The sequence below is a fragment of the Faecalibacterium sp. 7 genome (genome assembly GCF_049562865.1).
Lineage (GTDB): Bacteria > Bacillota > Clostridia > Oscillospirales > Ruminococcaceae > Faecalibacterium > Faecalibacterium wellingii.
The window spans coordinates 265,698-288,521 of the sequence record NZ_CP186911.1 but is presented as its reverse complement, the minus strand read 5'-3'; the positions used below and the strand labels follow the sequence as shown (position 1 = coordinate 288,521).

At 59.5% G+C, this 22,824-nt stretch carries 18 protein-coding genes, 1 pseudogene and 1 riboswitch; of the genes and pseudogenes, 13 read left to right on the top strand and 6 right to left on the bottom strand.

The features are described from left to right. Positions 1-119 precede the first annotated feature (119 nt). The 3 genes from ACKXF7_RS01585 to ACKXF7_RS01575 all read left to right on the top strand — a co-directional run bounded on the left by ACKXF7_RS01585 (position 120) and on the right by ACKXF7_RS01575 (position 4,902). Positions 120-755 (top strand): hypothetical protein, encoded by a 636-nt coding sequence (locus tag ACKXF7_RS01585; protein WP_044953740.1) that lies wholly within the window; start codon positions 120-122, stop codon positions 753-755. 173 nt (positions 756-928) lie between these two features. Further along, entirely contained in the window at positions 929-1,633 is a 705-nt protein-coding gene (locus ACKXF7_RS01580) for an ABC transporter ATP-binding protein (RefSeq protein WP_005942271.1), read from the top strand. Beyond that, positions 1,630-4,902: an FtsX-like permease family protein gene (locus tag ACKXF7_RS01575; protein ID WP_423741946.1), complete on the top strand. Its 3,273-nt coding sequence runs from the start codon at positions 1,630-1,632 to the stop codon at positions 4,900-4,902. The genes ACKXF7_RS01580 and ACKXF7_RS01575 overlap by 4 nt, the downstream gene beginning before the upstream one ends. A gap of 247 nt (positions 4,903-5,149) precedes the next feature. Here the strand turns inward: ACKXF7_RS01575 and ACKXF7_RS01570 are convergent, their stop codons facing one another. Beyond that, a complete protein-coding gene (locus ACKXF7_RS01570; protein WP_249238077.1) occupies positions 5,150-5,881 on the bottom strand; it encodes a biosynthetic peptidoglycan transglycosylase in 732 nt (243 codons plus the stop codon). A gap of 355 nt (positions 5,882-6,236) precedes the next feature. Between ACKXF7_RS01570 and ACKXF7_RS01565 the strand changes: the two genes are divergently transcribed. Next, positions 6,237-6,368: a hypothetical protein gene (locus tag ACKXF7_RS01565; RefSeq protein ID WP_339395399.1), complete on the top strand. Its 132-nt coding sequence runs from the start codon at positions 6,237-6,239 to the stop codon at positions 6,366-6,368. A gap of 114 nt (positions 6,369-6,482) precedes the next feature. Continuing rightward, complete coding sequence (locus ACKXF7_RS01560; RefSeq protein ID WP_249238078.1) at positions 6,483-7,772, top strand: O-acetylhomoserine aminocarboxypropyltransferase/cysteine synthase family protein; 1,290 nt, start codon at positions 6,483-6,485, stop codon at positions 7,770-7,772. Positions 7,773-7,954: 182 nt separating this feature from the next. Here the strand turns inward: ACKXF7_RS01560 and ACKXF7_RS01555 are convergent, their stop codons facing one another. The 4 genes from ACKXF7_RS01555 to ACKXF7_RS01540 form a co-directional block, all read right to left on the bottom strand. Beyond that, complete coding sequence (locus tag ACKXF7_RS01555; RefSeq protein ID WP_249238079.1) at positions 7,955-8,821, bottom strand: carbohydrate ABC transporter permease; 867 nt, start codon at positions 8,819-8,821, stop codon at positions 7,955-7,957. A 2-nt stretch (positions 8,822-8,823) separates the two neighbouring features. Further along, on the bottom strand, positions 8,824-9,798 hold the full coding sequence (locus ACKXF7_RS01550; RefSeq protein ID WP_117529995.1) for a carbohydrate ABC transporter permease: 975 nt from the start codon (positions 9,796-9,798) through the stop codon (positions 8,824-8,826). 105 nt (positions 9,799-9,903) lie between these two features. Then, positions 9,904-11,343: a carbohydrate ABC transporter substrate-binding protein gene (locus ACKXF7_RS01545; RefSeq protein ID WP_423741945.1), complete on the bottom strand. Its 1,440-nt coding sequence runs from the start codon at positions 11,341-11,343 to the stop codon at positions 9,904-9,906. A gap of 89 nt (positions 11,344-11,432) precedes the next feature. Further along, on the bottom strand, positions 11,433-12,440 hold the full coding sequence (locus ACKXF7_RS01540; RefSeq protein WP_249238082.1) for a LacI family DNA-binding transcriptional regulator: 1,008 nt from the start codon (positions 12,438-12,440) through the stop codon (positions 11,433-11,435). 172 nt (positions 12,441-12,612) lie between these two features. Here ACKXF7_RS01540 and ACKXF7_RS01535 point away from each other — a divergent pair, with 172 nt between their 5' ends. The 8 genes and pseudogenes from ACKXF7_RS01535 to ACKXF7_RS01500 all read left to right on the top strand — a co-directional run bounded on the left by ACKXF7_RS01535 (position 12,613) and on the right by ACKXF7_RS01500 (position 21,467). Continuing rightward, positions 12,613-12,879, top strand: a complete 267-nt coding sequence (locus ACKXF7_RS01535; RefSeq protein WP_423741944.1) for a hypothetical protein — start codon at positions 12,613-12,615, stop codon at positions 12,877-12,879. 67 nt (positions 12,880-12,946) lie between these two features. Beyond that, complete coding sequence (locus tag ACKXF7_RS01530; RefSeq protein WP_423741943.1) at positions 12,947-15,382, top strand: GH36-type glycosyl hydrolase domain-containing protein; 2,436 nt, start codon at positions 12,947-12,949, stop codon at positions 15,380-15,382. 189 nt (positions 15,383-15,571) lie between these two features. Continuing rightward, a riboswitch (TPP riboswitch) is annotated at positions 15,572-15,680 on the top strand. Positions 15,681-15,965: 285 nt separating this feature from the next. Continuing rightward, positions 15,966-16,481 (top strand): energy coupling factor transporter S component ThiW, encoded by a 516-nt coding sequence (gene thiW / locus ACKXF7_RS01525; protein ID WP_339395392.1) that lies wholly within the window; start codon positions 15,966-15,968, stop codon positions 16,479-16,481. A 15-nt stretch (positions 16,482-16,496) separates the two neighbouring features. Further along, positions 16,497-17,318 carry a hydroxyethylthiazole kinase gene (gene thiM / locus ACKXF7_RS01520; protein WP_339395391.1) on the top strand — a complete coding sequence of 274 codons (822 nt, stop codon included), beginning with the start codon at positions 16,497-16,499 and terminating at the stop codon, positions 17,316-17,318. Further along, positions 17,305-17,941, top strand: a pseudogene (gene thiE, locus ACKXF7_RS01515) (thiamine phosphate synthase). Before thiM ends, thiE begins: the two are co-directional and overlap by 14 nt. A gap of 202 nt (positions 17,942-18,143) precedes the next feature. Next, positions 18,144-19,454, top strand: a complete 1,311-nt coding sequence (thiC, locus tag ACKXF7_RS01510) for a phosphomethylpyrimidine synthase ThiC (protein WP_044953845.1) — start codon at positions 18,144-18,146, stop codon at positions 19,452-19,454. Between the two features lie 256 nt (positions 19,455-19,710). Continuing rightward, positions 19,711-19,848 carry a hypothetical protein gene (locus ACKXF7_RS01505; RefSeq protein WP_339395390.1) on the top strand — a complete coding sequence of 46 codons (138 nt, stop codon included), beginning with the start codon at positions 19,711-19,713 and terminating at the stop codon, positions 19,846-19,848. Positions 19,849-20,081: 233 nt separating this feature from the next. Next, positions 20,082-21,467 (top strand): alanine/glycine:cation symporter family protein, encoded by a 1,386-nt coding sequence (locus ACKXF7_RS01500; RefSeq protein WP_423741942.1) that lies wholly within the window; start codon positions 20,082-20,084, stop codon positions 21,465-21,467. A 75-nt stretch (positions 21,468-21,542) separates the two neighbouring features. Here the strand turns inward: ACKXF7_RS01500 and brnQ are convergent, their stop codons facing one another. Further along, complete coding sequence (brnQ, locus tag ACKXF7_RS01495; RefSeq protein ID WP_423741941.1) at positions 21,543-22,820, bottom strand: branched-chain amino acid transport system II carrier protein; 1,278 nt, start codon at positions 22,818-22,820, stop codon at positions 21,543-21,545. Positions 22,821-22,824 lie beyond the last annotated feature (4 nt).

Sequence of the window (22,824 nt, the reverse complement as noted above, 5' to 3'; positions counted from 1 at the left end):
CCGCCGCATCCGTTTATAAGACAGATGCGGCGGTTTTGTATTACACCGCATGGCAGACCATGGTTTTCCACAAAACAAAAATGTGCGGTGCAAAACCGCCGTCAACGGAGGTATTCCAAATGAAACTGAACCATAAATTTGTCCGTACCGTCACCACCACAGCTGCAGTGCTGGGTGCTGCCGCCATGCTGAGCGTGGGCGCATTTGCCGCAGAGGCAGACATCAACGACCCTGCTGCCGCAGGCTATCTGCCCCCGCAGGAGCAGATGGTGCAGGGGGATATCGCCCTGCACAGCGCCGATGTGGCGATCGGCGAAAAGGACCCCACCTACGGCGGCTACGGCGCACCGGAGGGAAACCCCATTCAGGGCAATATCATGCTGATCTCCGGCGATGAGCTGGCTGCCCCGTCCGCAGATGCAGCGGCGAAAAAGAGCGAGGCCCGTTACACCGTCAAGGGCCTGTTCGGCAGGGAAGTGCTGTACACTGCCCGCCAGAAGGACAGCGTGCTGACGCTGGATGTGCCCGCCGGTTCTGCTACCTTCCGCACCACCGTGCAGGACATGCAGACCCTGCTGAACGAGGGTGTGAGCACGCTGGTGGTCCAGACCGAGAAGGGCTCCACCACCCTGAACCTGTCTCTGCTGGTGGAGGGCCAGAAGGGCACCGACCGCGTGGTGCTGCGCCGACTGGGCGAAAACACCTTCCTCACCGTGGGTCTGCGCTGCCGCCGCGATTTGATCGTGGGGCGCTGACCGCTGAGATCAAATGATGAAAGGGCTGCTGCACGCAGAGATGTGCAGCGGCCCTTTTTGCGCTTTTCTGTTAAGTTTTTGAAAATTTGCGCAGATGTCTTTGCAAAGTCTGCCGGGAGATGTTATAGTTAAATTGAAACAGTATGCATTCCCGATAGAAAGGAAAAGACGCCATGGAACACTTTGTGGAGTTTGAGGACGTTTGCAAATACTACCAGACCGGCAGTGTGAAGATCGCCGCCGCAGACCACCTGAATTTCTATGTGGATAAGGGCGAGTTCTGTATCATCGTGGGGCCCTCCGGCGCAGGCAAGACCACCCTGCTGAACATCCTTGGCGGTATGGACAGCTGCGACGAGGGCAACGTCTGGCTGGACGGCCAGAACGTGAGCCATTTTACCGCCAGAGAGCTGACGACCTACCGCCGGTACGATGTGGGCTTTGTGTTCCAGTTCTACAACCTTGTGCAGAACCTGACCGCACTGGAAAACGTGGAGCTGGCCAGCGAGATCTGCCGCGACCCGCTGGACCCCAAAGAGACCCTGCGCAGCGTGGGTCTGGGAGAGCGGCTGAACAACTTCCCGGCCCAGCTTTCCGGCGGCGAGCAGCAGCGGGTGTCCATTGCCCGCGCACTGGCCAAAAACCCCAAGCTGCTGCTCTGCGACGAGCCCACCGGTGCACTGGACTACAAGACCGGCAAGCAGGTGCTGGCCCTTCTGCAGGATACCTGCCGCCGCACCGGCCGCACGGTGATCGTTATTACCCACAACACCGCCCTGACGGCGATGGCAGACCGCATCATTCAGGTGCGCAGCGGTAAGATCGTCTCCAATCAGGTCAACGAGCACCCTGTGCCGGTGCAGGAGATTGAGTGGTGAGAGCTGTGCTGAAAAGTTATCGTAAAAACATCCTGCGGGAAATGAAGGACAATCTGAGCCGCATGGTCTCGCTGTTCGGCATCGTGGCGCTGGGCGTCATGATGCTGACCGGCCTGATGAGTTTTGCGCCCAGCATGCGCATCGCCGGGCAGAAATACTACGTGCAGCAGAACGTATTCGACCTGCGGGTGCTGTCCACGTTGGGCCTTTCGGAGGACGATATCACCGCCATTGCCGCCGTGGACGGCGTGGAGGCTGTGCAGCCGGTGAAATATCAGGACGTGGAGGCCCAGTGGCAGGGCCAGAGCGAGACGGCGGTGGTGCGCCTGCAGCAGCTGCCCGCCGACCCTGGGGCCGACACGGCAGAAAATATGGATCGTCTGGTGCTGCTCTCGGGCCGGATGCCCGAGGCTCCGGACGAGTGCGTGGTGCATGTGATGGGCTACGGCGACCCGGTGGAACCGGGCACGGTGCTCACCCTGCCGGAGGACACCGAACATGTGAGCCGGAGGCAGTTCACGGTGGTGGGCACCGTGCAGGACCCACAGCATTTTTCCACGGACAAGGAGAGCAGCACCGCCGGTGACGGCCAGCTGGATGATATCGTATTCCTGCCGGAAGGCAGCCTGACCATGGATTATTATACGGCGTGCTATCTCAAGGTGAAAAATGCCGGCCTGTATGATAATTACTCGGACGAGTATCAGGCGACAGTGGATGACACAGCCGCAAGGGTAAAGGCCATCAGCGGGGCACAGTGCACGGCCCGGCGGGCGGAGCTGATCGAGGACGCCAGTGCAGAGCTGGCCGACGCCCGGGCCGAGTACAACGACAAAAAAGCCGAAGCAGACCGTCAGTTTGCGGAGGCAGAGCAGCAGCTGGCCGATGCACAGGCGCAGCTGGACAGCGCCAAAGCCCAGCTGGACGCGGGCGAAGCGGAGCTTGCCGCCAGCAAAAAGGTCCTGCCGGATACCATGCAGGGCGGTGCGGACGAGCTGGTGAGCGGCGAGGAACAACTGCTGGAATTTGAGGATCAGCTGCAGCAGATCGAGATGCTGGTGAACCTGAAAAAGGTGGCCGACCCGCTGCTGGGCTATGCCGAAACGGCTCTGCACAACGCGCAGAAGGCGCTGGACGAGGCCGAGCCCGCCGACGAGGAATACACTGACCTGCGGGATGCCCTGCAGAAGGCGCAGGATGCTTACGACAACATCAGCGGCCAGCTGAACGGCTATCAGGCCCAGCTGGATGCGGGCAAGCGCCAGATGTATGCACAGGGGCTGATCTCTTCACCCAGCCTTTCCAACGAGCAGCTGGTGACCGAAGCCAAAGCCGCACTGCGCCAGATGAAGGTAAAGCTTCTGCAGGGGCAGCTGCAGCTCACCACCGGCACGGCCACAGCTTACACCCAGTTTGATGCGGCACGCACCCGGCTGGACGAGGGCTGGCAGGAATACAGGGACGGCGTGCAGCAGCTGGCCGATTCCCGCGCGGAGTACGAGAGCCGGAAGGCCGAAGCCGAACAGCAGCTGGCCGACGGCCTTGCCCAGCTGAACGATGCCGAGGAGCAGGTGAGCCAGATCAAGAGCGGCGAGTGGTATGTGCTGGACCGCGGCTCCACCATGAGCTTTGTCACCTTTGAGCAGTATGCCGACCGCATGGACGCCATTGCACGGGTGTTCCCGGTGTTCTTCTTCCTGGTGGCGGCGCTGGTGGCCACTACTACTATGACCCGCATGGTGGACGAGAACCGCCTGCAGCTGGGCACTCTGAAAGCGCTGGGCTACTCCAACGCAAAGATTGCAGGCAAGTACCTGTTCTATGCCCTCAGCGCCAGCGTGCTGGGCAGCATCGTGGGCATGGTCATCGGCTTTGTGGTGTTCCCGCTCATCATCTGGTACGCCTACCAGATGATCTTCAGCATGTCCACCTTCACGCTGCACTTTTACCCCGGCATGGCGGCAGCCAGCGTGGCCATCAGTGCGGCCGTCATCGGTTTTGCCACATGGAGCGCCTGCCGCGCCAGCCTGAAGGAAAAGACCGCAGCCCTGCTGCTGCCCCGGGCACCTGTGGCGGGCAAGCGCATCTTTTTGGAGTACATCACCCCGCTGTGGCAGCACATGAGCTTCTCCCAAAAGACCACAGCCCGCAACCTGTTCCGCTACAAAAAGCGCTTTTTCATGACCGTGCTGGGCGTGGCGGGCTGCACAGCGCTGCTGCTGATCGGCTTTGGCATTCAGGATTCCATCCTGCCCATCGTGGACAAGCAGTCTGAGCAGCTGACCCACAACGATATGACCATCGTCCTCAGCGACGAAAAAGCGCTGACCATGGAGCAGGGCCTTGCCAGCACGCTGGACAGCAGCAGTGCGGTCCGCAGCTGGGGCGCGTTCTACACAAAGTCCACCACCCTTTATAATGAAGAGGGCGGGAGCGCCGACGTCAGCATTGTGGGCGCGGAGGACGATGCCCGGATGACCGAATACTTCACCTTCCGCACCCGGGTGGGCCACGACCCCATTCCCTTTGAAGAGGACAGCGTGATCCTGACCGAAAAAACGGCCCTGAATCTGGGGCTGAGCGTGGGCGATACGTTCTACGTGGAGGCTGCAGACGGGAGTCGTGTGCCGCTGACCCTGACCGGCATTGCCGAGAACTACATGTTCACCCGGCTGTATCTGTCCGGTGCACAGCTGGAGAGCCTGCTGGGCGGCACCCCGGAGTGGAATACCGTGTACGGCCTGACCGGCTGTGCCACCGAGGCAGAGTACAATGCCCTGCGCACAAAGCTGCTGGGCTGCAACTACGTCAGCAGCGTCAGCTTCACCGAGGACACCACCTCCATGTTCGGCAGCCTGATCGGCAGCCTGAACTACGTGGTGGTGCTGATCATCGTGTGCGCGGCGGCGCTGGCGGCGGTGGTGCTGTACAACCTGATCAGCGTCAACCTTGCCGAGCGCAAAAAGGAGCTTGCCACCATCAAGGTGCTGGGTTTCTATGACAAAGAAGTGTACCGCTACATCTTCCGCGAGATCGAGCTGTTGTCCCTCATCGGCTCCGGCGTGGGCCTGCTGCTGGGCGTGCCGCTGCACCGGTTCATCATCCTGACCGTGGAAATGGATCAGCTGATGTTCATTCGCACCATTGCACCCCGCAGCTACCTGCTGGCAGTGGCGTTGACCATGCTGTTCACCGTTGTGGTCTGCTTTGCCATGCGGCGGCATGTGCGCCATATCAGCATGGTGGAAAGCATGAAGGCACCGGAGTAATTGTTCACTCCTGCAGCGCGGCAAAGAACCGGTAAATTCATAAAAGCTTCATATAAAGAACATGTTTTCGCTGAAATTATCTGGTATCCTAATATCACCGGACAGGCAGAGCCGCAACTGCCTGAATGGGTAACATGATTCCTCCTTTACAAACCAAATACCGCAAAAAATACCGCGCCCCGTCTGTTCCGCAGCAGACAGGGCGCGGCGTTTTGTTATGGGCGAAAAGCACAGCGCGGGCTGCCGCTCAGACCGTCAGCCCTGCAGCCTCTTCCGCGATGGCATCGGCCTGCATCTGGGTGAGCACCCGGCACTTGACCATCCGCTTGAGCACGGTCTGGGTGCGCTTGAGGGCCAGCTCCGGGCTGCTGGCGTAGAGCGAGGGCGCGTTGGGCAGGCCCGCCAGAAACACGGCTTCGGCATCGGTCAGCTGGGCGGGTTCCTTGCCGAAGTACCCCTCGGCGGCCTGCGTGATGCCGTAGCAGCCGTTTCCAAAATAGATGGTGTTGGCGTACATCTCAAAGATCTGCTGCTTGGAGTAGGCCTTTTCCAGATCGAACGCGGCCAGCATTTCGGCGGCCTTGCGGGCCAGATGCTTGTCCTGCGTGAACAGCTCGTTCTTGGCCAGCTGCTGGGTCAGGGTGCTGCCGCCCTCGGCCAGAGAGTGGGTACGCAGGTCGGCCAGCAGAGCGCGGGCGATGGCCCCCGGGTCGATGCCCTTGTGGGTCATAAAGTGCTCGTCCTCGGTGCAGATGACCGCATTGATGTAGGTCTGCGGCAGCGCATCGTAGGAGGTATAGCTCCCGCGGGCACGGATGGTGTCGTACATGGAAGCCACCGGGTAACTGCTGGCGGCACTGCGGTACAGCTGCCTGCCCTGATAAAAGAACCAGCCGCCCGCCAGCAGTCCGCCGAGCAGCAGAATGCACAGGAAGGTGAGCAGACTCTGTGTTACAAAACGAAAGAAACGATGAAGCATCGAAAAACTCCTTTGATGATAAAAAAGAACGCTACCATAATAAACGATTTGCCGGGCTTTTGCAAGAACGGTTCCAGTATAGCAGCAAATTTTTAAGGTTTTATCAAGGAATGGAAAAAGTTCTCCGAAGGAACGGAAAAGTGTGACTCCTGTTGCAACTGCACAAGGCCCTGCCGCAAATGTGGGCTGCACATCGTGCAGAAAACTCAATTTACAAAAAACTGGAATTAACCCATTGACAAACTAGGTAAGAAGGAATATAATGCAGACAACAAATCCACAAGCCTGATGGGAAATTGAAAGACCGGCTTGTAGAGGAGTGGGAAAGAGTTTTACGGGAAAGGAGGGCACGGATATGAAGCTGATTTGGAACGACCTGCTGCATGCAAACTTCCGCTGTGGGCGAATGTGCGGTGACCGGGCAGAACATCTGGCTGTGAACTGTACGATGCCCTCTTGTTGTGCACGAATGTGTGCCCGAATGTGACATGGGACAGTTTTACAGCTGAATTGTGATTGCCCGGTGCGCTTTTGTATCACGCATCGGGATTTTTTGTATCAAGAAATTATACTAAAAGTACAAATATTGAGGTAAAATACAATGTCTAACTATAAATTTGAGACTCTGCAGCTTCATGTTGGCCAGGAGCAGGCCGATCCCGCAACCGATTCCCGCGCAGTGCCTATCTACCAGACCACTTCCTATGTGTTCCGCAACAGCCAGCACGCAGCAGACCGCTTTGGTCTGGCAGATGCCGGCAACATCTATGGCCGCCTGACCAACTCCACCCAGGACGTGTTCGAGAAGCGCATCGCTGCTCTGGAGGGCGGCGTGGCTGCTCTGGCAACCGCCTCCGGTGCCGCTGCCATCACCTACACCATCGAGGCACTGGCACAGGCCGGTGACCACATCGTGGCCCAGAAGACCATCTACGGCGGCAGCTACAACCTGCTGGAGCACACCCTGACCCAGTTCGGCGTCACCACCACCTTTGTGAACGCACATGATCTGGCCGAGGTGGAGAACGCCATCCAGCCCAACACCAAGGCAATCTATCTGGAAACTCTGGGCAACCCCAACAGTGATATCCCCGATATCGACGCCATTTCTGCCATCGCGCACAAGCACGGCCTGCCGCTGGTCATCGATAACACCTTCGGCACCCCGTACCTGATCCGTCCCATTGAGCACGGCGCGGATATCGTTGTTCATTCCGCCACCAAGTTCATCGGCGGTCACGGCACCACGCTGGGCGGCATCATCGTGGACAGCGGCAAGTTCGACTGGAAGGCAAGCGGCAAGTTCGGCAACATCGCCGATCCCAACCCCAGCTACCACGGCGTCTCCTTTGCCGATGCAGCAGGCCCCGCAGCCTTTGTCACTTACATCCGTGCGATCCTGCTGCGTGATACCGGTGCCACCATTTCTCCGTTCAACGCCTTCCTGCTGCTGCAGGGCACCGAGACCCTGAGCCTGCGCATTGAGCGCCATGTGGAGAACACCAAGAAGGTGGTCGAGTTTCTGGCAAACCACCCGCAGGTGGAGAAGGTCAACCACCCCTCCCTGCCGGATCACCCGGATCACGCCCTGTACGAGAAGTACTTCCCCAACGGCGGTGCTTCCATCTTTACCTTCAACATCAAGGGCGGCCGCGAGGAAGCATTCAAGTTCATCGATAACCTGAAGATCTTCTCTCTGCTGGCAAACGTTGCGGATGTGAAGAGCCTTGTCATCCACCCGGCTTCCACCACCCACAGCCAGCTGAACGATCAGGAGCTGGCCGAGCAGCAGATCTACCAGAACACCATCCGCCTGTCCATCGGCACCGAGCACATCGATGATATCATTGCCGATCTGGAGGCAGGCTTCGCAGCTGTCCGCGGTGAGTAAATCGCTTTCCCCTGAGCGTCTCCGACAGAGTGTGTATGTGCCTTGTCTTTTCTTCTTTTCTCTCCTTGTCTGATGGAACCATTCCCTGTATCCTGGGGCGTATCTGACACCTTAAACAGTTCCTGAACACAGCAAAAGAGCCCCTGCCAACCGGCGGGGGCCCTTTTGCGGTCAGATGTGCTTTAACCTTTGACACCGCCCAGCGCCACACCGCGGACGATGAACTTGGAGAGCAGCAGGTAAACGATGATCACCGGCAGGATGGCGATGGCCACCATCATGTACACCTTGCCCATATCGAACTTGAGGAAGTCTGCGCTGCGCAGCTGTGCAATGAGGATGGGCAGGGTCTTTTTGTCGGCGCTGTCCAGCACCAGAGCGGGGATGAAGTAGTTGTTCCAGCTGGCCACGAAGGAGAAGATGGCCTGCACCGCCAGAGCAGGCTTCATGATGGGCAGCACGATCTTATTAAAGGTATAGAACTCGCCTGCGCCATCGATGCGGGCGGCCTCCACGATCTCCATGGGCAGGGAAGCGTCCAGATACTGCTTCATGAAGAAGAACACCGTGGGCGCTGCGATGCTGGGAAGGATCAGCGGGACAAAGCTGTTTTTCAGGCCCATTTTGGTGATGAGCTGCAAAAAGCCCAGAGCCGACACCTGCGTGGGCATGGTCATGATGAGCAGGATGATGGCAAAGGCGGCTTTTTTGAACCGGAAATTGTAGGCGTAGATGCCGTAAGCCGTCAGGGCCGAGAAATACACGCTGAGGGCTGCCGAGCAGGCAGAGACGATCAGGCTGTTGCGGATGCCGGTGCCCACCGGGATATTGGCGTCTGCCAGCACGTTCCGGAAGTTGGTGACGAGGGACTTGCCCGGCAGCAGCGAGAAGCCCTTCTGGATCTCAAAATGGGTGCGGGTGGAGTTGATCACCAGCACATAGAAGAAGAACAGACACAGAAAGCTGATGAGCACCAGCACCAGATAGCACCAGGCGCGGCGTGCCGCCAGTGTTGCTTTTTCAGACTGCGTTTTCGGAGTGCGTGCCATATTCACTTGCCCCCTTTAGCTGCTGCCTTCCGGGCAGCTTTCAATTCCCTGCGCTGGGCTTTGGTCAGGCCGTCATCCTCCCGGGTGAGGGAGAAGTAGACCACCACGCACAGCACCGCACAAACGAGGAACAGCACCACGGATACAGCACCGGCCATGCCGTAGTTCTTGCTGAACAGGTGGTTGTTCAGGTACATGATCATGGTGGTGGAGGTGCGGTCCGGCCCGCCCTTGCCGTTGGTGAGGATCTGCGGCACATCGAACATCTGCAGACCGCCGATCATGGAGGTGATCATCACGTAGACCAGAATGGGCCGGATGAGCGGAATGGTGATCTTCCAGAACATCTGGTTCGGGGTGCAGCCGTCCAGCTCCGCAGCCTCGTACAGGGTGGGGTCTACGCCCATGATGGCTGCCATGAGCATGATGGTGGTGTTGCCGAACCACATGAGGAAATTCATCAGGCCGATGAGTCCCCGGTTGCCCCACACGGTGTTCAAAAAGCTGATGGGAGTCTTGATCCAGCCCATGCTCAGCAGCACGGCGTTCACCGGGCCGTTGTCCGAGAACAGCGCAAAGAACAGCATGGCAAAGGCCGAAGCCATGATCAGGTTGGGCATGTAGATGACTGTTTTGAAGAAGGTCTGGCCCTTCAGCTTCAGGCGCAGGTCGGTGAACCATGCCGCCAGCAGCAGCGAAACGGCGATCTGCGGGATAAAGCCGATGATCCACAGGATCAGCGTGTTGCTGAAATACTTGGGCAGGTCGGTGGCGAACAGGGTGATGTAGTTTTTCAGGCCCACAAAGCTGGGGCCGATGATCTTCAGGCCGCTGCGGTAATATTCAAAAAAGCTGTAGTAGATGGTGGATGCCAGAGGGATCAGCTGGAATACCGCGAAGATGATAAAGAACGGCGCAATGAAGATGTAGCCCCATTTCGCGTAGCTGATCGACCCTTTCTTTTTCTTTTCTCCCATAGGATCGCCTCCTGTTATCTGTAGAAAAGCAAAGAGGGCGGGCGAGATATGCCGCCCGCCCTCTGTATTCACTTTTCCGTGTCAGCGAATTGGGTCATGCCGCAATCATGCGGGCCAGACCACATCGGTCAGCTCGGGGTACTTCTCCTTGATGGCGGTCTCGAAGTTTGCCTTTGCGGTATCCTCGTCCACGTTGCCGGTGAAGTAATCCTTGAACGCATTCTGGAAGCTCTCGTTCAGGCCCTGATCGTAGGGACCGGCGTTGGACATATCGATCTTGGTTGCAGCCTCTGCAAACAGAGCGATGTGGTTCTGGCCGCCCAGGAAAGCGGAGCTGTAATCGCTGTTTGCGATCTCGTTCATAGCCTTCTCGTTGTTGGTGTAGTCCTGCGTATCCATGGTGATCTGCTTCATGATGGCTTCATCGCAGGTCAGCTTCTGCATAACATCCTTAATGGTCTCGATGTTGTCGCTGCCGGCTGCGCCGCAGATCCAGGTGCCGCCCCAGTAGTAGGGCTGAGGGCCTTCGCACACGGCGTAGTCGCCGTAGATACCGTTGCCCACTTCCTCCTTGCCGCCCTCGGCCACAGGGGTCTCCAGCGAGTTGCCCAGCAGGGTGAAGTTGATGCCCCATGTGGAGTAGAAGAAGCCGAACACCTTGCCGGTGGGGCCCTGATCGGCCGCCCACTGGCTGTCCCACAGGCTGGACTTGTTGTTGTAGCCCTTGTCGGTGTATTCCTTGGTCTGTTCCACCCACTTCATGATGTTCTCGTCCACGGTGACGGTGGTGCCGTCCACCCACGGAGCGGCCACATTGTTGGAGAAGGTGCGGTATGCATCGTCAAAGCCGGACAGCATCTTGTAGCCCTTGGCAGAGGCCTGTGCTGCCACATCGTTGAACTTATCCCAGTCGGACAGGTGTGCCTGCACCTCGGCGGGGTCGTCGGTGCCCAGAACATCCTTGGCGATGCTGCGGCGGTATGCGAACAGGCCGGGCGTTGCCTGCCATGTGGTGCCGCGCTGGCTGCCGTCCACCGTGACGATGTCCTTGGTATACTGGTACTGGCCGGCCAGGTCGGAATCGGTCAGGCCGATGTCGGCCTTCACATCCAGAACGTAGTCGGAATCTACATACTTCAGCGCGTAGTCGGCTTCAATCAGGAAAATATCGATCTTGTCATCGTCGGCGGCGCTGTCCTGACTCAGCAGTGCTTCGTCCAGCTTGTTCTGATAGTTGTTGTTCTCGTTGGCGTTGATGGTCCACTTGACGGTGGTTCCGTCCTTCAGGGTGGTGGTGGACTTGTCCGCTGCGATCTCGGAAACTTCCGGATAGTAGTCGTTGAAGCGGCTCTGGAACTCATCGTTCCAGCACCAGATGTTCAGCACCTTGCCGGCGGCAGAGGTGCCGGAAGCGGCTGCGCTGGATGCGGGAGCGGAAGAAGCGGTGCTGGTGGAAGCGGAGGAACCGCCGCAGGCAGCCAGAGCTGCACCAATGGTCACTGCGCCGGATGCGAGCAGGAAATTACGACGAGAGATCTTTTTCATAAGGGTAAACCTCCTTCATGGTTTTCCATTATCTGCAAAAAGCTTTCTTCTCAAAAAAGGCTCCACGAACCAGAACCTTGGGAGACGGATCAGAGGCTGCGGACCGACCCACCGTCCAGCAGCTTGCCGGAAACGCGGATCTGTTCCGGCAGGGTCACACGGGGGTGCTCGATGAACTCGATGAGCTTGTCGGCGGCGGTGCGGCCCAGCGCGGTGGTGTTCTGCCGGTAGGTCACCAGCTGAGGCTTGACCACCCGGGAAAGGTAGATGCCGTCGTAGCCCATCACCGAGATGTCCTCGGGGATCGAAAGGCCCGCTTCGCTGATGGCGTTGTAGCCGCCCAGCGCGGAGAAATCGTCCGGGAAGATGATGCAGGTGGGCCGCTGCGGCAGTGCCAGCAGGGCCTGAGTCTCGGCGGCACAGCGGTCGGCATCGTGGTAGATGCCCTCCCGCACATATTCCTCCGGAACCTTCAGGCCCAGCTCTTCGCTGGCCTGATAGAAACCCGCCAGACGGTTCTCGGTGACGGCGGTCTTTTCGCCGTGGATAAAGGCGATGCGGCGGTGGCCGCAGGCCCATGCCTGCCGTACCAGCGCTTTCAGGCCGGAAACATTGTCCGAGAGGATGGCCATGCGGTTGTTGAACACATGGTCGATGGTGACGACGGGCACCTCGCTGTTCACCAGCTCCACCACCTGCGGGTCGTAGAAGTTCACGCAGGCGATCACCACGCCGTCCACATTGCGGTAGCGGCAGTGCTCCAGATAGCTCATGCTCCGGCCGCTGATATTGTGGTTGATGAAAGTGATGTCGTAGCCGTGCTTTTCTGCTTCCACCTTGAAGCTGTCCAGCACAGCAGAAAAATATTCGTGGGTCAGGCCGCTCTGCCGTTCGTCCACAAACAAAACGCCCAGATTGTAGGTGCGGTTGGTCTTGAGGGAACGGGCGGCGGCGTTGGGCAGGTAGCCCATGCGGTGCGCAGCGGCCCGCACCCGCTCCCGGGTGGCGGCCGAGATGTCCGGCTGGTTGTTCAGCGCCTTGCTGACCGTTGCTACCGATACACCGCATTCCTTGGCCAGATCTTTCAGGGACGGCATCACTTTGCTGCCTCCTTCAGGAAATATTGTGCGGGGATGTTCTCTGTCGATTGCTTAATCGTTTTCGCAATTTCATGATAGCGCATTGTGCATCAAAAATCAAGCGCATGAGAAAAACTTTCATTGCTTTTCATGAAAGTTTGGCGTTCTGTCCGTTTTCGGAGAAGCGGAATTGTGCATTCCGGATGGATTTCGTTACATTTCGATGAAAATTGAAAACATTTTCGCTGCGAGTTTCGCTGCCGATATCATTACCTCTAAATGGAGTCCGGACGGCTTCGTTTCCCGCCGGCACCGGGAAGAACGGCAGCGGAACTGCGCAAGAAAGATGAAGATACGCGGATTTGTGAACGCTGTTTCCGGAAATTTTTTTGCGGGACCCCTTGCTTTTTTGCGCGGCTTCGGCTATGCTAAAGGCGAAGAGAATGCTTCTGCCTGAGTTCTTAATCGTTTTCGCAAAAACGATGCAGCCGGCTGTCACGGCCGCTGATAAGGAGGAAGCATTTATGAGATTCGGCCATTTTGATGACGCACGCAGGGAATATGTCATCACCACCCCGCAGACCCCGCTGCCGTGGATCAACTACCTTGGCAGTGAAGACTTTTTCAGTCTGGTCTCCAACACGGCAGGCGGCTACAGCTTTTACCGGGACGCCCGGCTGCGCCGTCTGACCCGCTACCGCTACAACAGCTCCCCGCTGGACATGGACGGCCACCACATCTACATCAAGGATGGCGGCACGGTCTGGAACCCCGGCTGGCAGCCCACCAAGACGCCGCTGGACCGCTACAGCTGCCGCCACGGGTTGGGCTACACCATTCTGGAGGGTGAAAAGGACGGCATCTGCGCCGCGCAGGAGCTGTTCGTGCCCAAGGGCGATGCCTGTGAGCTGGACCGGCTGACCCTGACCAACCGCAGCGATCGTCCCCGGGAGCTGGACGTGTTCAGCTATGTGGAGTTCTGCCTGTGGGACGCTGTAGACGACAGCACCAACTTCCAGCGCAACTTCTCCACCGGCGAGGTGGAGGTGGAGCCGTGTGCCATCTACCACAAGACCGAGTACCGGGAGCGCCGCGACCACTACGCGGTGTTCTGGTCCAACACCCCTGTCACCAGCTTTGACACCGCCCGGGATGCTTTTTGCGGTGTGTACGGCGGCCCGGCAGACCCGCAGGCCGTCCGTGCCGGGCACTGCAGCGGCAGCATCGCCCACGGCTGGGCACCGGTGGGTGCGCTGCATATCCATGTCAACCTTGCCCCCGGGGAGGAAAAGAAGATCCTCTTCGGTCTGGGCTACATCGAGAACCCGCAGGAGGAAAAATTCACCGCCCCCGGCGTCATCAATAAGACCCGCGCCCACGCCATGATGGCCCGCTACGCCGACGATGCACAGGTGGATGCTGCCCGCGCCGCGCTGGCCGACCACTGGGAGAGCCTGCTGTCCGGCTACCGGCTGCAGTCCGGCGAGGAAAAGCTGGACCGCATGGTGAACCTCTGGCATCAGTACCAGTGCATGGTCACCTTCAACATGAGCCGCTCGGCCAGCTACTACGAGAGCGGCACCGGCCGCGGCATGGGCTTCCGGGACAGCTGTCAGGACCTGCTTGGCTTTGTGCACATCGTCCCCGCCCGGGCGCGGGAGCGCATTCTGGACATTGCCGCCACCCAGTTCGAGGACGGCAGCGCCTACCATCAGTATCAGCCCCTGACCAAAAAGGGCAACCGGGATGTGGGCACCGGCTTCAACGATGACCCGCTGTGGCTCATTGCCGCCACCGCCGCCTATCTGCGGGAGACAGGCGACTGGTCCATTCTGGAAGAACAGGTGGCCTTTGAGAACGACGAGCGCAAGGCACAGCCGCTTATGGAGCACCTGCGCCGCAGCTTCCGCTTTACCTGCACCCATCTTGGCCCCCACGGCCTGCCGCTCATTGGCCGTGCGGACTGGAACGACTGCCTGAACCTGAACTGCTTCTCGGAGCACCCGGGCGAGAGCTTCCAGATCACCGGTCCCAGCGAGGGCCCGGTGGCCGAGAGCGTGTTCATTGCGGGTATGTTCGTCAAGTACGGGCGCGAGTATGCAGAACTGTGCGACCGCCTGCAGCTTGCCGATGAGGCCGCAGCTGCCCGCCGGAGCATCGACGCCGTGGAGCAGGCGGCCCTGACCGCAGGCTGGGACGGCGCATGGTTCCGGCGTGCCTACGATGCTTTCGGCAACCCTGTGGGCAGCAGGGAGTGCACCGAGGGACAGATCTTCATTGAGCCGCAGGGCATGTGCGTCATGGCAGGCATCGGCAGGGAGACCGGGCAGGCCGCGCAGGCGCTCCGGAGCGTGGAGGAGCGGCTGGACACCCCATACGGCGTGGTGCTGCACCAGCCCGCCTACACCAGCTACCAGCTGAATCTGGGCGAAATTTCCAGCTATCCGCCGGGATACAAGGAGAACGCAGGCATCTTCTGCCACAACAATCCGTGGATCAGCTGCGCTGAAACCGTGCTGGGCCATGGAGACCGGGCCTTTGAGGTGTATCGCAAGACCTGCCCGGCCTACATCGAGGATATTTCCGAGATCCACCGCACCGAACCCTACGTCTACAGCCAGATGGTGGCGGGCAGGGATGCGCCCGCCTTCGGCGAGGCGAAAAACAGCTGGCTGACCGGCACGGCCGCATGGACTTTCGTCAATGTGAGCCAGTACATTTTGGGCATCCAGCCCACGCTGGACGGCCTGCGGGTAGACCCCTGCATCCCCCACACCCTGACCGGCTACACCGTCACCCGCCGCTACCGGGGCGCAGTGTATCACATTGCAGTGGACAACACCGCCGCCGTGCAGCACGGTGTGCAGAGCATCACGGTGGACGGCAAAGCCCTTGCGGGCAATGTGCTGCCGCTGGCTGCTGCCGGGACTACAGTGCAGGTGCGGGTGACCATGGGTTAAACCGACTTTCTCTGCTTTTTCATAATATTCTCCTCATAGCCAGACCCGCTGCGCAGACCCCTGCACGGCGGGTTTGGTCTGTAAAGGCGTGAACTATCCGGCGGCATAACGATCAAAAATGCGCTCCGCATTCACGATCATTCCCCTCCCTCTTGCAATTTTGGTGCAAAGGGTGTAGAATACAGTCACAATCAAATACAGGGGAGCTCGTGACAGCGGGCTGAGAGGAAGTATCCGAACTTCGACCCTTTTACCTGATGCGGATAATGCCGCCGTAGGAAGTCATCCATATGATTTTTTGCAGGAGGCCCCGCAGAAGGGGGTCTCCTGTTTTTTGTTGTAGCTTATTTTACTGTTCTGAGGAGGATGCCTTGTACCTTTCTGCGGGGGGACTGCCGCAGCGGACTGAGGGGGAGCGCCCTGAGTGCCGTGAATCGTCAGCGATGGGAAGCCGTGTTCCGGCGTGAGAGGAGACCAGAAAGTCTCGACCGCTTGTAGATCTTGCCTGTGCCATCCGGTACGGGCTGTTTGCGGGGGCGCTGTACGGTTTTGCTGCTCCCGCAGGAGAAAGGAGCCTTGCCTTATGAAAAATCTCTCTGTGAAAAAGCTGGCGCTGGCCGGTATGCTGTGTGCTTTGTGCGTGGTGGGCAGCGTGTTCAGCTTCCCCATGTTCGGCAGCAAATGCGCACCCATCCAGCACATGGTCAACGTGACCTGTGCCGTGCTGCTTGGCCCGTGGTGGGGCGTGGGTGTGGCCTTTGTGGCCTCCCTGCTGCGTAACCTGCTGGGTCTGGGCAGCCTGATGGCCTTCCCCGGCAGCATGTTCGGTGCCCTGCTGTGCGGCCTTGTGTACGCTAAGACGAAGAACATCTTTGCCACCATGGTGGGCGAGGTGTTCGGTACCAGCATTCTGGGCGGTCTGTGCGCCTACCCTGTGGCCATCTTCCTCATGGGCAAGAGCGCCGGTGATATCGCGTTCTATGCCTACATCGTGCCCTTCCTCATCTCCACCGCCGTGGGTTCCATCATTGCGGGCGTGCTGGTGTACAGCCTGCAGCGCTCCGGCGCACTGCGCTCCATGCAGAACAGTCTTTCCTGACGGAGGCGCACCCGAATGTTCAAAACAGAATTCGAGAACCTGCGCCGCACCTGCCCGCTCATCCATAACATTACCAACTACGTCACCGTGAACGACTGCGCCAACATGGTGCTGGCCTGCGGTGCTTCGCCCATCATGGCTGACGATGCTGCCGAGGTGGAGGACATCACCACCATCTGCGGCGGACTGAACATCAACATCGGCACCCTGAACAGCCGCACCATCACCAGCATGCTGCTGGCGGGCAAAAAGGCTAACGCGCTGGGCCATCCTGTGGTACTGGACCCGGTGGGTGCGGGTGCATCCCGCCTGCGCACCGATACGGCCTACCGCCTGCTCCGGGACGTGAAGTTCGCGGTGATCCGCGGCAATATCTCGGAGATCAAAACGCTGGCCTCCGGCGCGGGCACCACCAAGGGCGTGGATGCCGATGTGGCTGATAAAGTCACTGAGGAAAATCTGGATTCTGCCGTGGCCTTTGCCAAAAAGTTTGCGGCTCAGACCGGTGCCGTCATTGCCATCACCGGTGCCATCGACATCGTGGCCGATGCGCAAAAAGCCTATGTCATCCGCAACGGCAATCCCATGATGAGCAGCATCACCGGCACCGGATGCCAGCTCTCGGCCCTCACGGCGGCTTTCGTTACCGCCAACCCCGGCCATCCGCTGGAAGCTGCTGCAGCCGCAGTGTGCGCTATGGGCCTTGCGGGCGAGATCGCCCACAAGCGGCTCACCCCGCAGGACGGCAACGCCACCTACCGCAGCTACATCATCGATGCTATTTACAATATGACCCCGGAACAGCTGGAAGAAGGAGCAAACTATGAAGTGCGATAAGCAGAACATGCTTCTGTATGCCGTCACCGACCGCGCATGGGTGGGAAAACAGTCCCTCTATGAGCAGGTGGAAAGCGCCCTGAAGGGCGGTGTCACCTGTGTGCAGCTGCGTGAAAAAGAGCTGGACGACGAAGCTTTTCTGAAAGAGGCTGTGGAGATCCATGCTCTGTGCCAGCGCTACGGTGTGCCGTTCTTTGTGAACGACAACGTGGACATTGCCATCCGCTGCCACGCCGAGGGTGTGCACGTGGGGCAGGAGGATATGGCCGCAGCGCAGGTGCGCGCCCGTGTGGGCGAGGGAATGATCAATCGGCGTTTCCGTCCACAGCGTGGAGGAAGCGCAGGAAGCTGTGAAGCACGGCGCAGACTGCCTTGGTGTGGGTGCGGCTTTTGCCACCCATACCAAGACCGATGTGGACGTTCTGCCCCACGAGACCCTGAAGGCCATCTGTGACGCCGTGGACATCCCGGTGGTGGCTATCGGCGGCATCCACAAGGAGAACATCCTGCAGCTCAAGGGCACCGGCGTGGACGGTGTGGCCCTTGTGAGCGCCATTTTTGCAGCAGATGACATTGAGACCGAGTGCCGGGAGCTGAAGGCGCTTTCTGAGCAGATCATCTGACCGATCCCGCGGCAAACCGGGGGCACCACCTTGGGCCGCGTTATAAAATTCATGGAGAAAACCAACATGAAAAACGTATTTTGCGCAGGTGCCGGCATCCAGAACGTTCTGCTTTTTCTGAATGACGGCTGCCTTTCCCTAACCTTGTATGACCAGCACCCTGCTGTTCAGAGATAAACTGTCATTTGGAGGAACAGAGCGTATGCAGACTTATACCACCCAGATGGATGCTGCCCGCAAGGGCATCATCACGCCGCAGATGGAGATCGTGGCAAAAAAGGAATACCGCACCACCGAGGAGATCCGCCAGTGGGTCGCTGAGGGCAAGGTTGCCATCCCCGCCAACAAGCACCACGAGTGCCTGAACCCCGAGGGCGTCGGCTCCATGCTGCGCACCAAGATCAACGTGAACCTCGGCGTTTCCCGCGACTGCAAGGATTACAATGTGGAAATGCAGAAGGTGATGAGCGCCGTCAACATGGGCGCCGAAGCCATCATGGACCTGTCCAGCCACGGCAATACCCAGCCCTTCCGCCAGAAGCTGACCCACGAGTGCCCGGTGATGATCGGCACCGTGCCGGTGTACGATTCGGTCATCCACTACCAGCGCGATCTGGCAGAGCTGACTGCACAGGATTTCATCGATGTGGTGCGTCTGCACGCAGAGGACGGCGTGGACTTTGTCACCCTGCACTGCGGCATCACCCGCAAGACCATCGAGCAGATCCGCAAGCACAAGCGCAAGATGAACATTGTCAGCCGCGGCGGCTCTCTGGTGTTTGCATGGATGAGCATGACCGGCAACGAGAACCCCTTCTACGAGCACTTTGACGAGATCTGCGAGATCTGCGCCGAGCACGATGTGACCATCTCGCTGGGTGATGCCTGCCGTCCCGGCTGTCTGGCTGACGCCACCGACGTGTGCCAGATCGAGGAGCTGGTGCGTCTGGGTGAACTGACCAAGCGCGCATGGGCACACAACGTGCAGGTGATGGTGGAAGGCCCCGGCCATGTGCCCCTGAATCAGGTGGCGGCCAACATGGAGGTGCAGAAGAGCATCTGCATGGGCGCACCCTTCTATGTGCTGGGACCCCTGGTCACCGATATCGCCCCCGGCTACGACCACATCACCGCTGCCATCGGCGGCGCCGTGGCAGCCGCCAGCGGTGCAGCCTTCCTGTGCTATGTGACCCCCGCCGAGCATCTGGCTCTGCCCAACGTGGACGATGTGAAGCAGGGCATCGTGGCCTCCAAGATCGCTGCCCACGCCGCCGATATCGCCAAGGGCATCCCCCACGCCCGGGATATCGACGACAAGATGGGCGATGCCCGCCGCGTGCTGGACTGGGATGCACAGTTCGCCTGCGCACTGGACCCGGAGACCGCCAAGGCCATCCGCGACGCCCGCCTGCCCGAGGACGACCACAGCGACACCTGCAGCATGTGCGGCAAGTTCTGCGCCGTGCGCAGCATGAACAAGGCGCTGGCCGGTGAGTACATCGATATTCTGTAAAAATCTTCTCTTTTGCGCGCTGCAGCGCGCATCTTCCTCCGCCGCCCGGTATGACCGCCGGGCGGCTTTTGTGTTGTAATTCCAAAAAGATTGTGTTAAAATAACAATAAGGCGCTGATTGCAAAATTGGTGGTCATGCTTTCTATCCCGTATCGCTGGTTTTTCTATTTCTACATAGAACAAGCAGAGGTCCGGGAGGAAACTTTTTTTGAAAGTACCCTGCCCGGAGCCTTGAAGGCGAAGGGAGGGATATCGAATGAATCTGCTGGAGACTCTCGCGTTGCTCACGTTCATTCTCGCGTTGTTGAGCTTGATCGTGGATGTGATCCGTCTGACCGTTGAGGTTATGGCAAAGTTTTCCCAGATGAAAAGCGATGATAACAAAAAAGATTGACCGCCTCACAGTTCCCCAACTCGAGCGGTCAATCTTTTTGACTAACGGGATGGAAAGCTGACCTTTGCAGTCAGCGCCCCTTCTGTTTGTAGTATAATCGAAGCTATGTGATTTGTCAAGTTATCCTGTTCCATCGATTATTTCTATCAATATTTTAGATTTTACAATTCTTCTGTACTGTACTATAATGAAGTTATCGTTTTCATTTCATTGATCTACAGGAGGAATCTGCCTTGCTGGTAAATCTTATCGAATCCGTCTATCGCCTTTTGTGGGGCGATCTGTTCATCCTTCCGCTGGGCGGCGGCATCGGAATTTCGTTCATGGTGGTGCTGCTGCTTGCGGCGGGCATCTGGTTCACCAGCCGCACCCGTCTTCTGCCGGTGCGGCTGTTCCGGGATATGATCGCTGCCGTGTGTGAAAAAAAGCAGGGCAGGGACGGCCTTTCCTCCTTCCAGACCCTGATCATTTCCACCGCTACCCGCGTAGGCATGGGCAATCTGGTGGGCGTGGTGGCCGCTGTTTCCGCAGGCGGTGCGGGCGCTGTGTTCTGGATGTGGGTCACGGCCCTGCTGGGCGCGTCCACCTCCTTTATCGAGTCCACCCTTGCCCAGAAATACCGCCAGCCCGACCCGCTGTATGGCGGCTGGCGCGGCGGCCCTGCCTATTATCTGCATGTGCTGGCTGAGCGCAAGCGCGGCAAAAAGCTCAAGCGGTCTGTAACAGCGGCCCTGTTCGCGGCGTCCGGCCTCATCTGCTGGTGCGGCATCAGTCAGGTCATCTCCAACTCGGTGAGCTCTGCCTTTGAAAATGCCTTCCACATCCCGCCGCTGGCTACAACGCTGGTGCTCACGGCTATTGCAGCGGTCATCGTGCTGCGCCGGAACGCCACCGTGAAAAGTCTGGACGTGATGGTGCCCATCATGGCGGTGTGCTATTTTGTCATTACCGTGGGCATCGTGCTGTTCAACCTGCCCAAGCTCCCGGCGGTGCTCGGACGCATCTTTACCGAGGCTTTTGGCCTGCGGCAGGCCGTGGCGGGCGGCTTTGGTGCCGTGCTGATGAACGGCGTCAAGCGCGGCCTGTTTTCTAACGAGGCGGGCAGCGGCTCGGCCCCCTGTGCGGCTGCCGCCGCAGAGTGCGACGACCCGGTCAAGATGGGCTTTGTGCAGGCGCTGGGCGTGCTGATCGATACGGTGGTGATCTGCAGCTGCACGGCGTTCCTGATGCTGCTGGTGCCGCAGGAGCTTACCGCCGGGATGGCGGGCATGGACCTTCTGCAGAAGGCGATGCAGTACCATCTGGGCAGCTTTGGCATCGTGTTCATTGCGGTCACGCTGGCGCTGTTCAGCTTTTCCACCTTTCTGGGCGTTCTGTACTACGCCCGGGGCAATGTGGCCTACCTGTGCGGCGACAACTGGTGGAGCCAGACCGCATATAAGCTGATCGCGCTGGTCATGCTGGTGATCGGCGGAATGCAGGCCTACACGGTGGTGTGGGATCTGGGCGACGTGGGCATCGGCCTGATGACCATTTTCAATATGCTGGCACTGGTGCCCATGGCGCATGAGGCATTGGACGCCCTGAACGACTACGAAAAACGCAAAAAGCTGCAGTAACGGCAAAGGGGCTGGTGCACCGGAAGATGTGCATCAGCCCCTTTTGGTCTGTATTCAGGATGTGGGCGGCAGGGCTCAATGGGAAAAACGGCTGAGGAGCAGCCCGCCTGCAAGCCCGGCCAGTGCGGGCAGCACCCAGCCAAAGCCAATGCTGCCAAGCGGCAGAGCATTGGCAGCGGCAGACAGGGCCCCCAGCGGCAGGGCAGCCGCGATGCTCTGCAGGGCGGTCAGGCCCACGCACAGCGGGTACACGGCCCGGCGCTGCTCAAGGCCCGGCAGGAAGGAGAGCAGGATCAGCACGATGGCGGCGGGGTAGATGGCGTTGAGCACCGGGGTGGACAGCCGGATGATGGCGGCAAGGCCAAGGTTGGACACCAGCATACTGGCCGCAGCAAAAAAGGCGGCAAGGGCAGGGTAGGGGATGCGGGGCAGCAGCTGGTGGAAATACTGTCCCACGCAGGCGATAAGGCCCACGCAGGTGTTGAAGCAGGCAATGACAAAGATGGCCGCAATGAGCACAAGGCCCGCCCGGCCGAACAGCTGCTGTGCCAGAGCGGTGAGCACCTCGGCACCGGTGGCAAGGCCCGGGTATACCGCCCCGGTCTGGGCACCGGCATGGCTCAGCATGGCATAAACGGCCAGCAGCAGCCCGCCCGCCAGAAGTCCGGCCCGGATGGTGCCGCTCTCCACGGCGCGGCTCTCTGTGACGCCCCGGGCCCGGATGTTCAGCGCGATGACCGCGCCAAAGTTCAGCCCGGCCAGAGTGTCCATGGTCTGGTAGCCGTACAGGATGCCCTGCACGGTGGGCAGCGCGGCGTATTCTGCACTGGGTGCGCCGTAGTACGCGGCCAGCGGGTGGGCCAGACACCCGGCAAACAGTACCACGATGAGCAAAATCAGGCTGGGGCAGAGGATGCGGCCCAGCCAGTTGGTGAGCTTTTCCGGCCGCAGTGCCACCAGAAAGGCCGCTGCAAAAAACACCACCGAATAGGCCAGCTGCAGCCCGGCACCGCCGCCTATCAGCGGCACCAGCATCTGGAAGGAGGTGCTGGCGGTGCGGGGGATGGCAAGGCAGGGCCCGATGGAAAGATACACCAGAATGGTGAACACCGTGGCGAACACCGGATGGACACGGCCGGCAAGCCTGTCCAGACCGCCCGCCCGGGCCACCGCCGTGACTCCTGCGATGGGCAGGCCGACGGCGCTGACGGCAAGGCCCGCAAAGGCAGGCCAGAGACTGGTACCGGCCTGTGCGCCCAGATGCGGCGGGAAAATCAGGTTCCCGGCTCCGAAAAACATGGAAAATAGCGTAAAACTGACCAAAAGCAGGCTTTTTCCGGAGAGCTTCTGCATAGGA

Bases quoted from the DNA above. Each gene is read 5' to 3' on its own strand.
- ACKXF7_RS01585 (WP_044953740.1), top strand. From the start codon at position 120: ATGAAACTGAACCATAAATTTGTCCGTACCGTCACCACCACAGCTGCA.
- ACKXF7_RS01580 (WP_005942271.1), top strand. From the start codon at position 929: ATGGAACACTTTGTGGAGTTTGAGGACGTTTGCAAATACTACCAGACC.
- ACKXF7_RS01570 (WP_249238077.1), bottom strand. From the start codon at position 5,881: ATGCTTCATCGTTTCTTTCGTTTTGTAACACAGAGTCTGCTCACCTTC.
- ACKXF7_RS01565 (WP_339395399.1), top strand. From the start codon at position 6,237: ATGAAGCTGATTTGGAACGACCTGCTGCATGCAAACTTCCGCTGTGGG.
- ACKXF7_RS01560 (WP_249238078.1), top strand. From the start codon at position 6,483: ATGTCTAACTATAAATTTGAGACTCTGCAGCTTCATGTTGGCCAGGAG.
- ACKXF7_RS01555 (WP_249238079.1), bottom strand. From the start codon at position 8,821: ATGGCACGCACTCCGAAAACGCAGTCTGAAAAAGCAACACTGGCGGCA.
- ACKXF7_RS01550 (WP_117529995.1), bottom strand. From the start codon at position 9,798: ATGGGAGAAAAGAAAAAGAAAGGGTCGATCAGCTACGCGAAATGGGGC.
- ACKXF7_RS01545 (WP_423741945.1), bottom strand. From the start codon at position 11,343: ATGAAAAAGATCTCTCGTCGTAATTTCCTGCTCGCATCCGGCGCAGTG.
- ACKXF7_RS01540 (WP_249238082.1), bottom strand. From the start codon at position 12,440: ATGCCGTCCCTGAAAGATCTGGCCAAGGAATGCGGTGTATCGGTAGCA.
- ACKXF7_RS01530 (WP_423741943.1), top strand. From the start codon at position 12,947: ATGAGATTCGGCCATTTTGATGACGCACGCAGGGAATATGTCATCACC.
- thiW (WP_339395392.1), top strand. From the start codon at position 15,966: ATGAAAAATCTCTCTGTGAAAAAGCTGGCGCTGGCCGGTATGCTGTGT.
- thiM (WP_339395391.1), top strand. From the start codon at position 16,497: ATGTTCAAAACAGAATTCGAGAACCTGCGCCGCACCTGCCCGCTCATC.
- thiC (WP_044953845.1), top strand. From the start codon at position 18,144: ATGCAGACTTATACCACCCAGATGGATGCTGCCCGCAAGGGCATCATC.
- ACKXF7_RS01505 (WP_339395390.1), top strand. From the start codon at position 19,711: ATGAATCTGCTGGAGACTCTCGCGTTGCTCACGTTCATTCTCGCGTTG.
- brnQ (WP_423741941.1), bottom strand. From the start codon at position 22,820: ATGCAGAAGCTCTCCGGAAAAAGCCTGCTTTTGGTCAGTTTTACGCTA.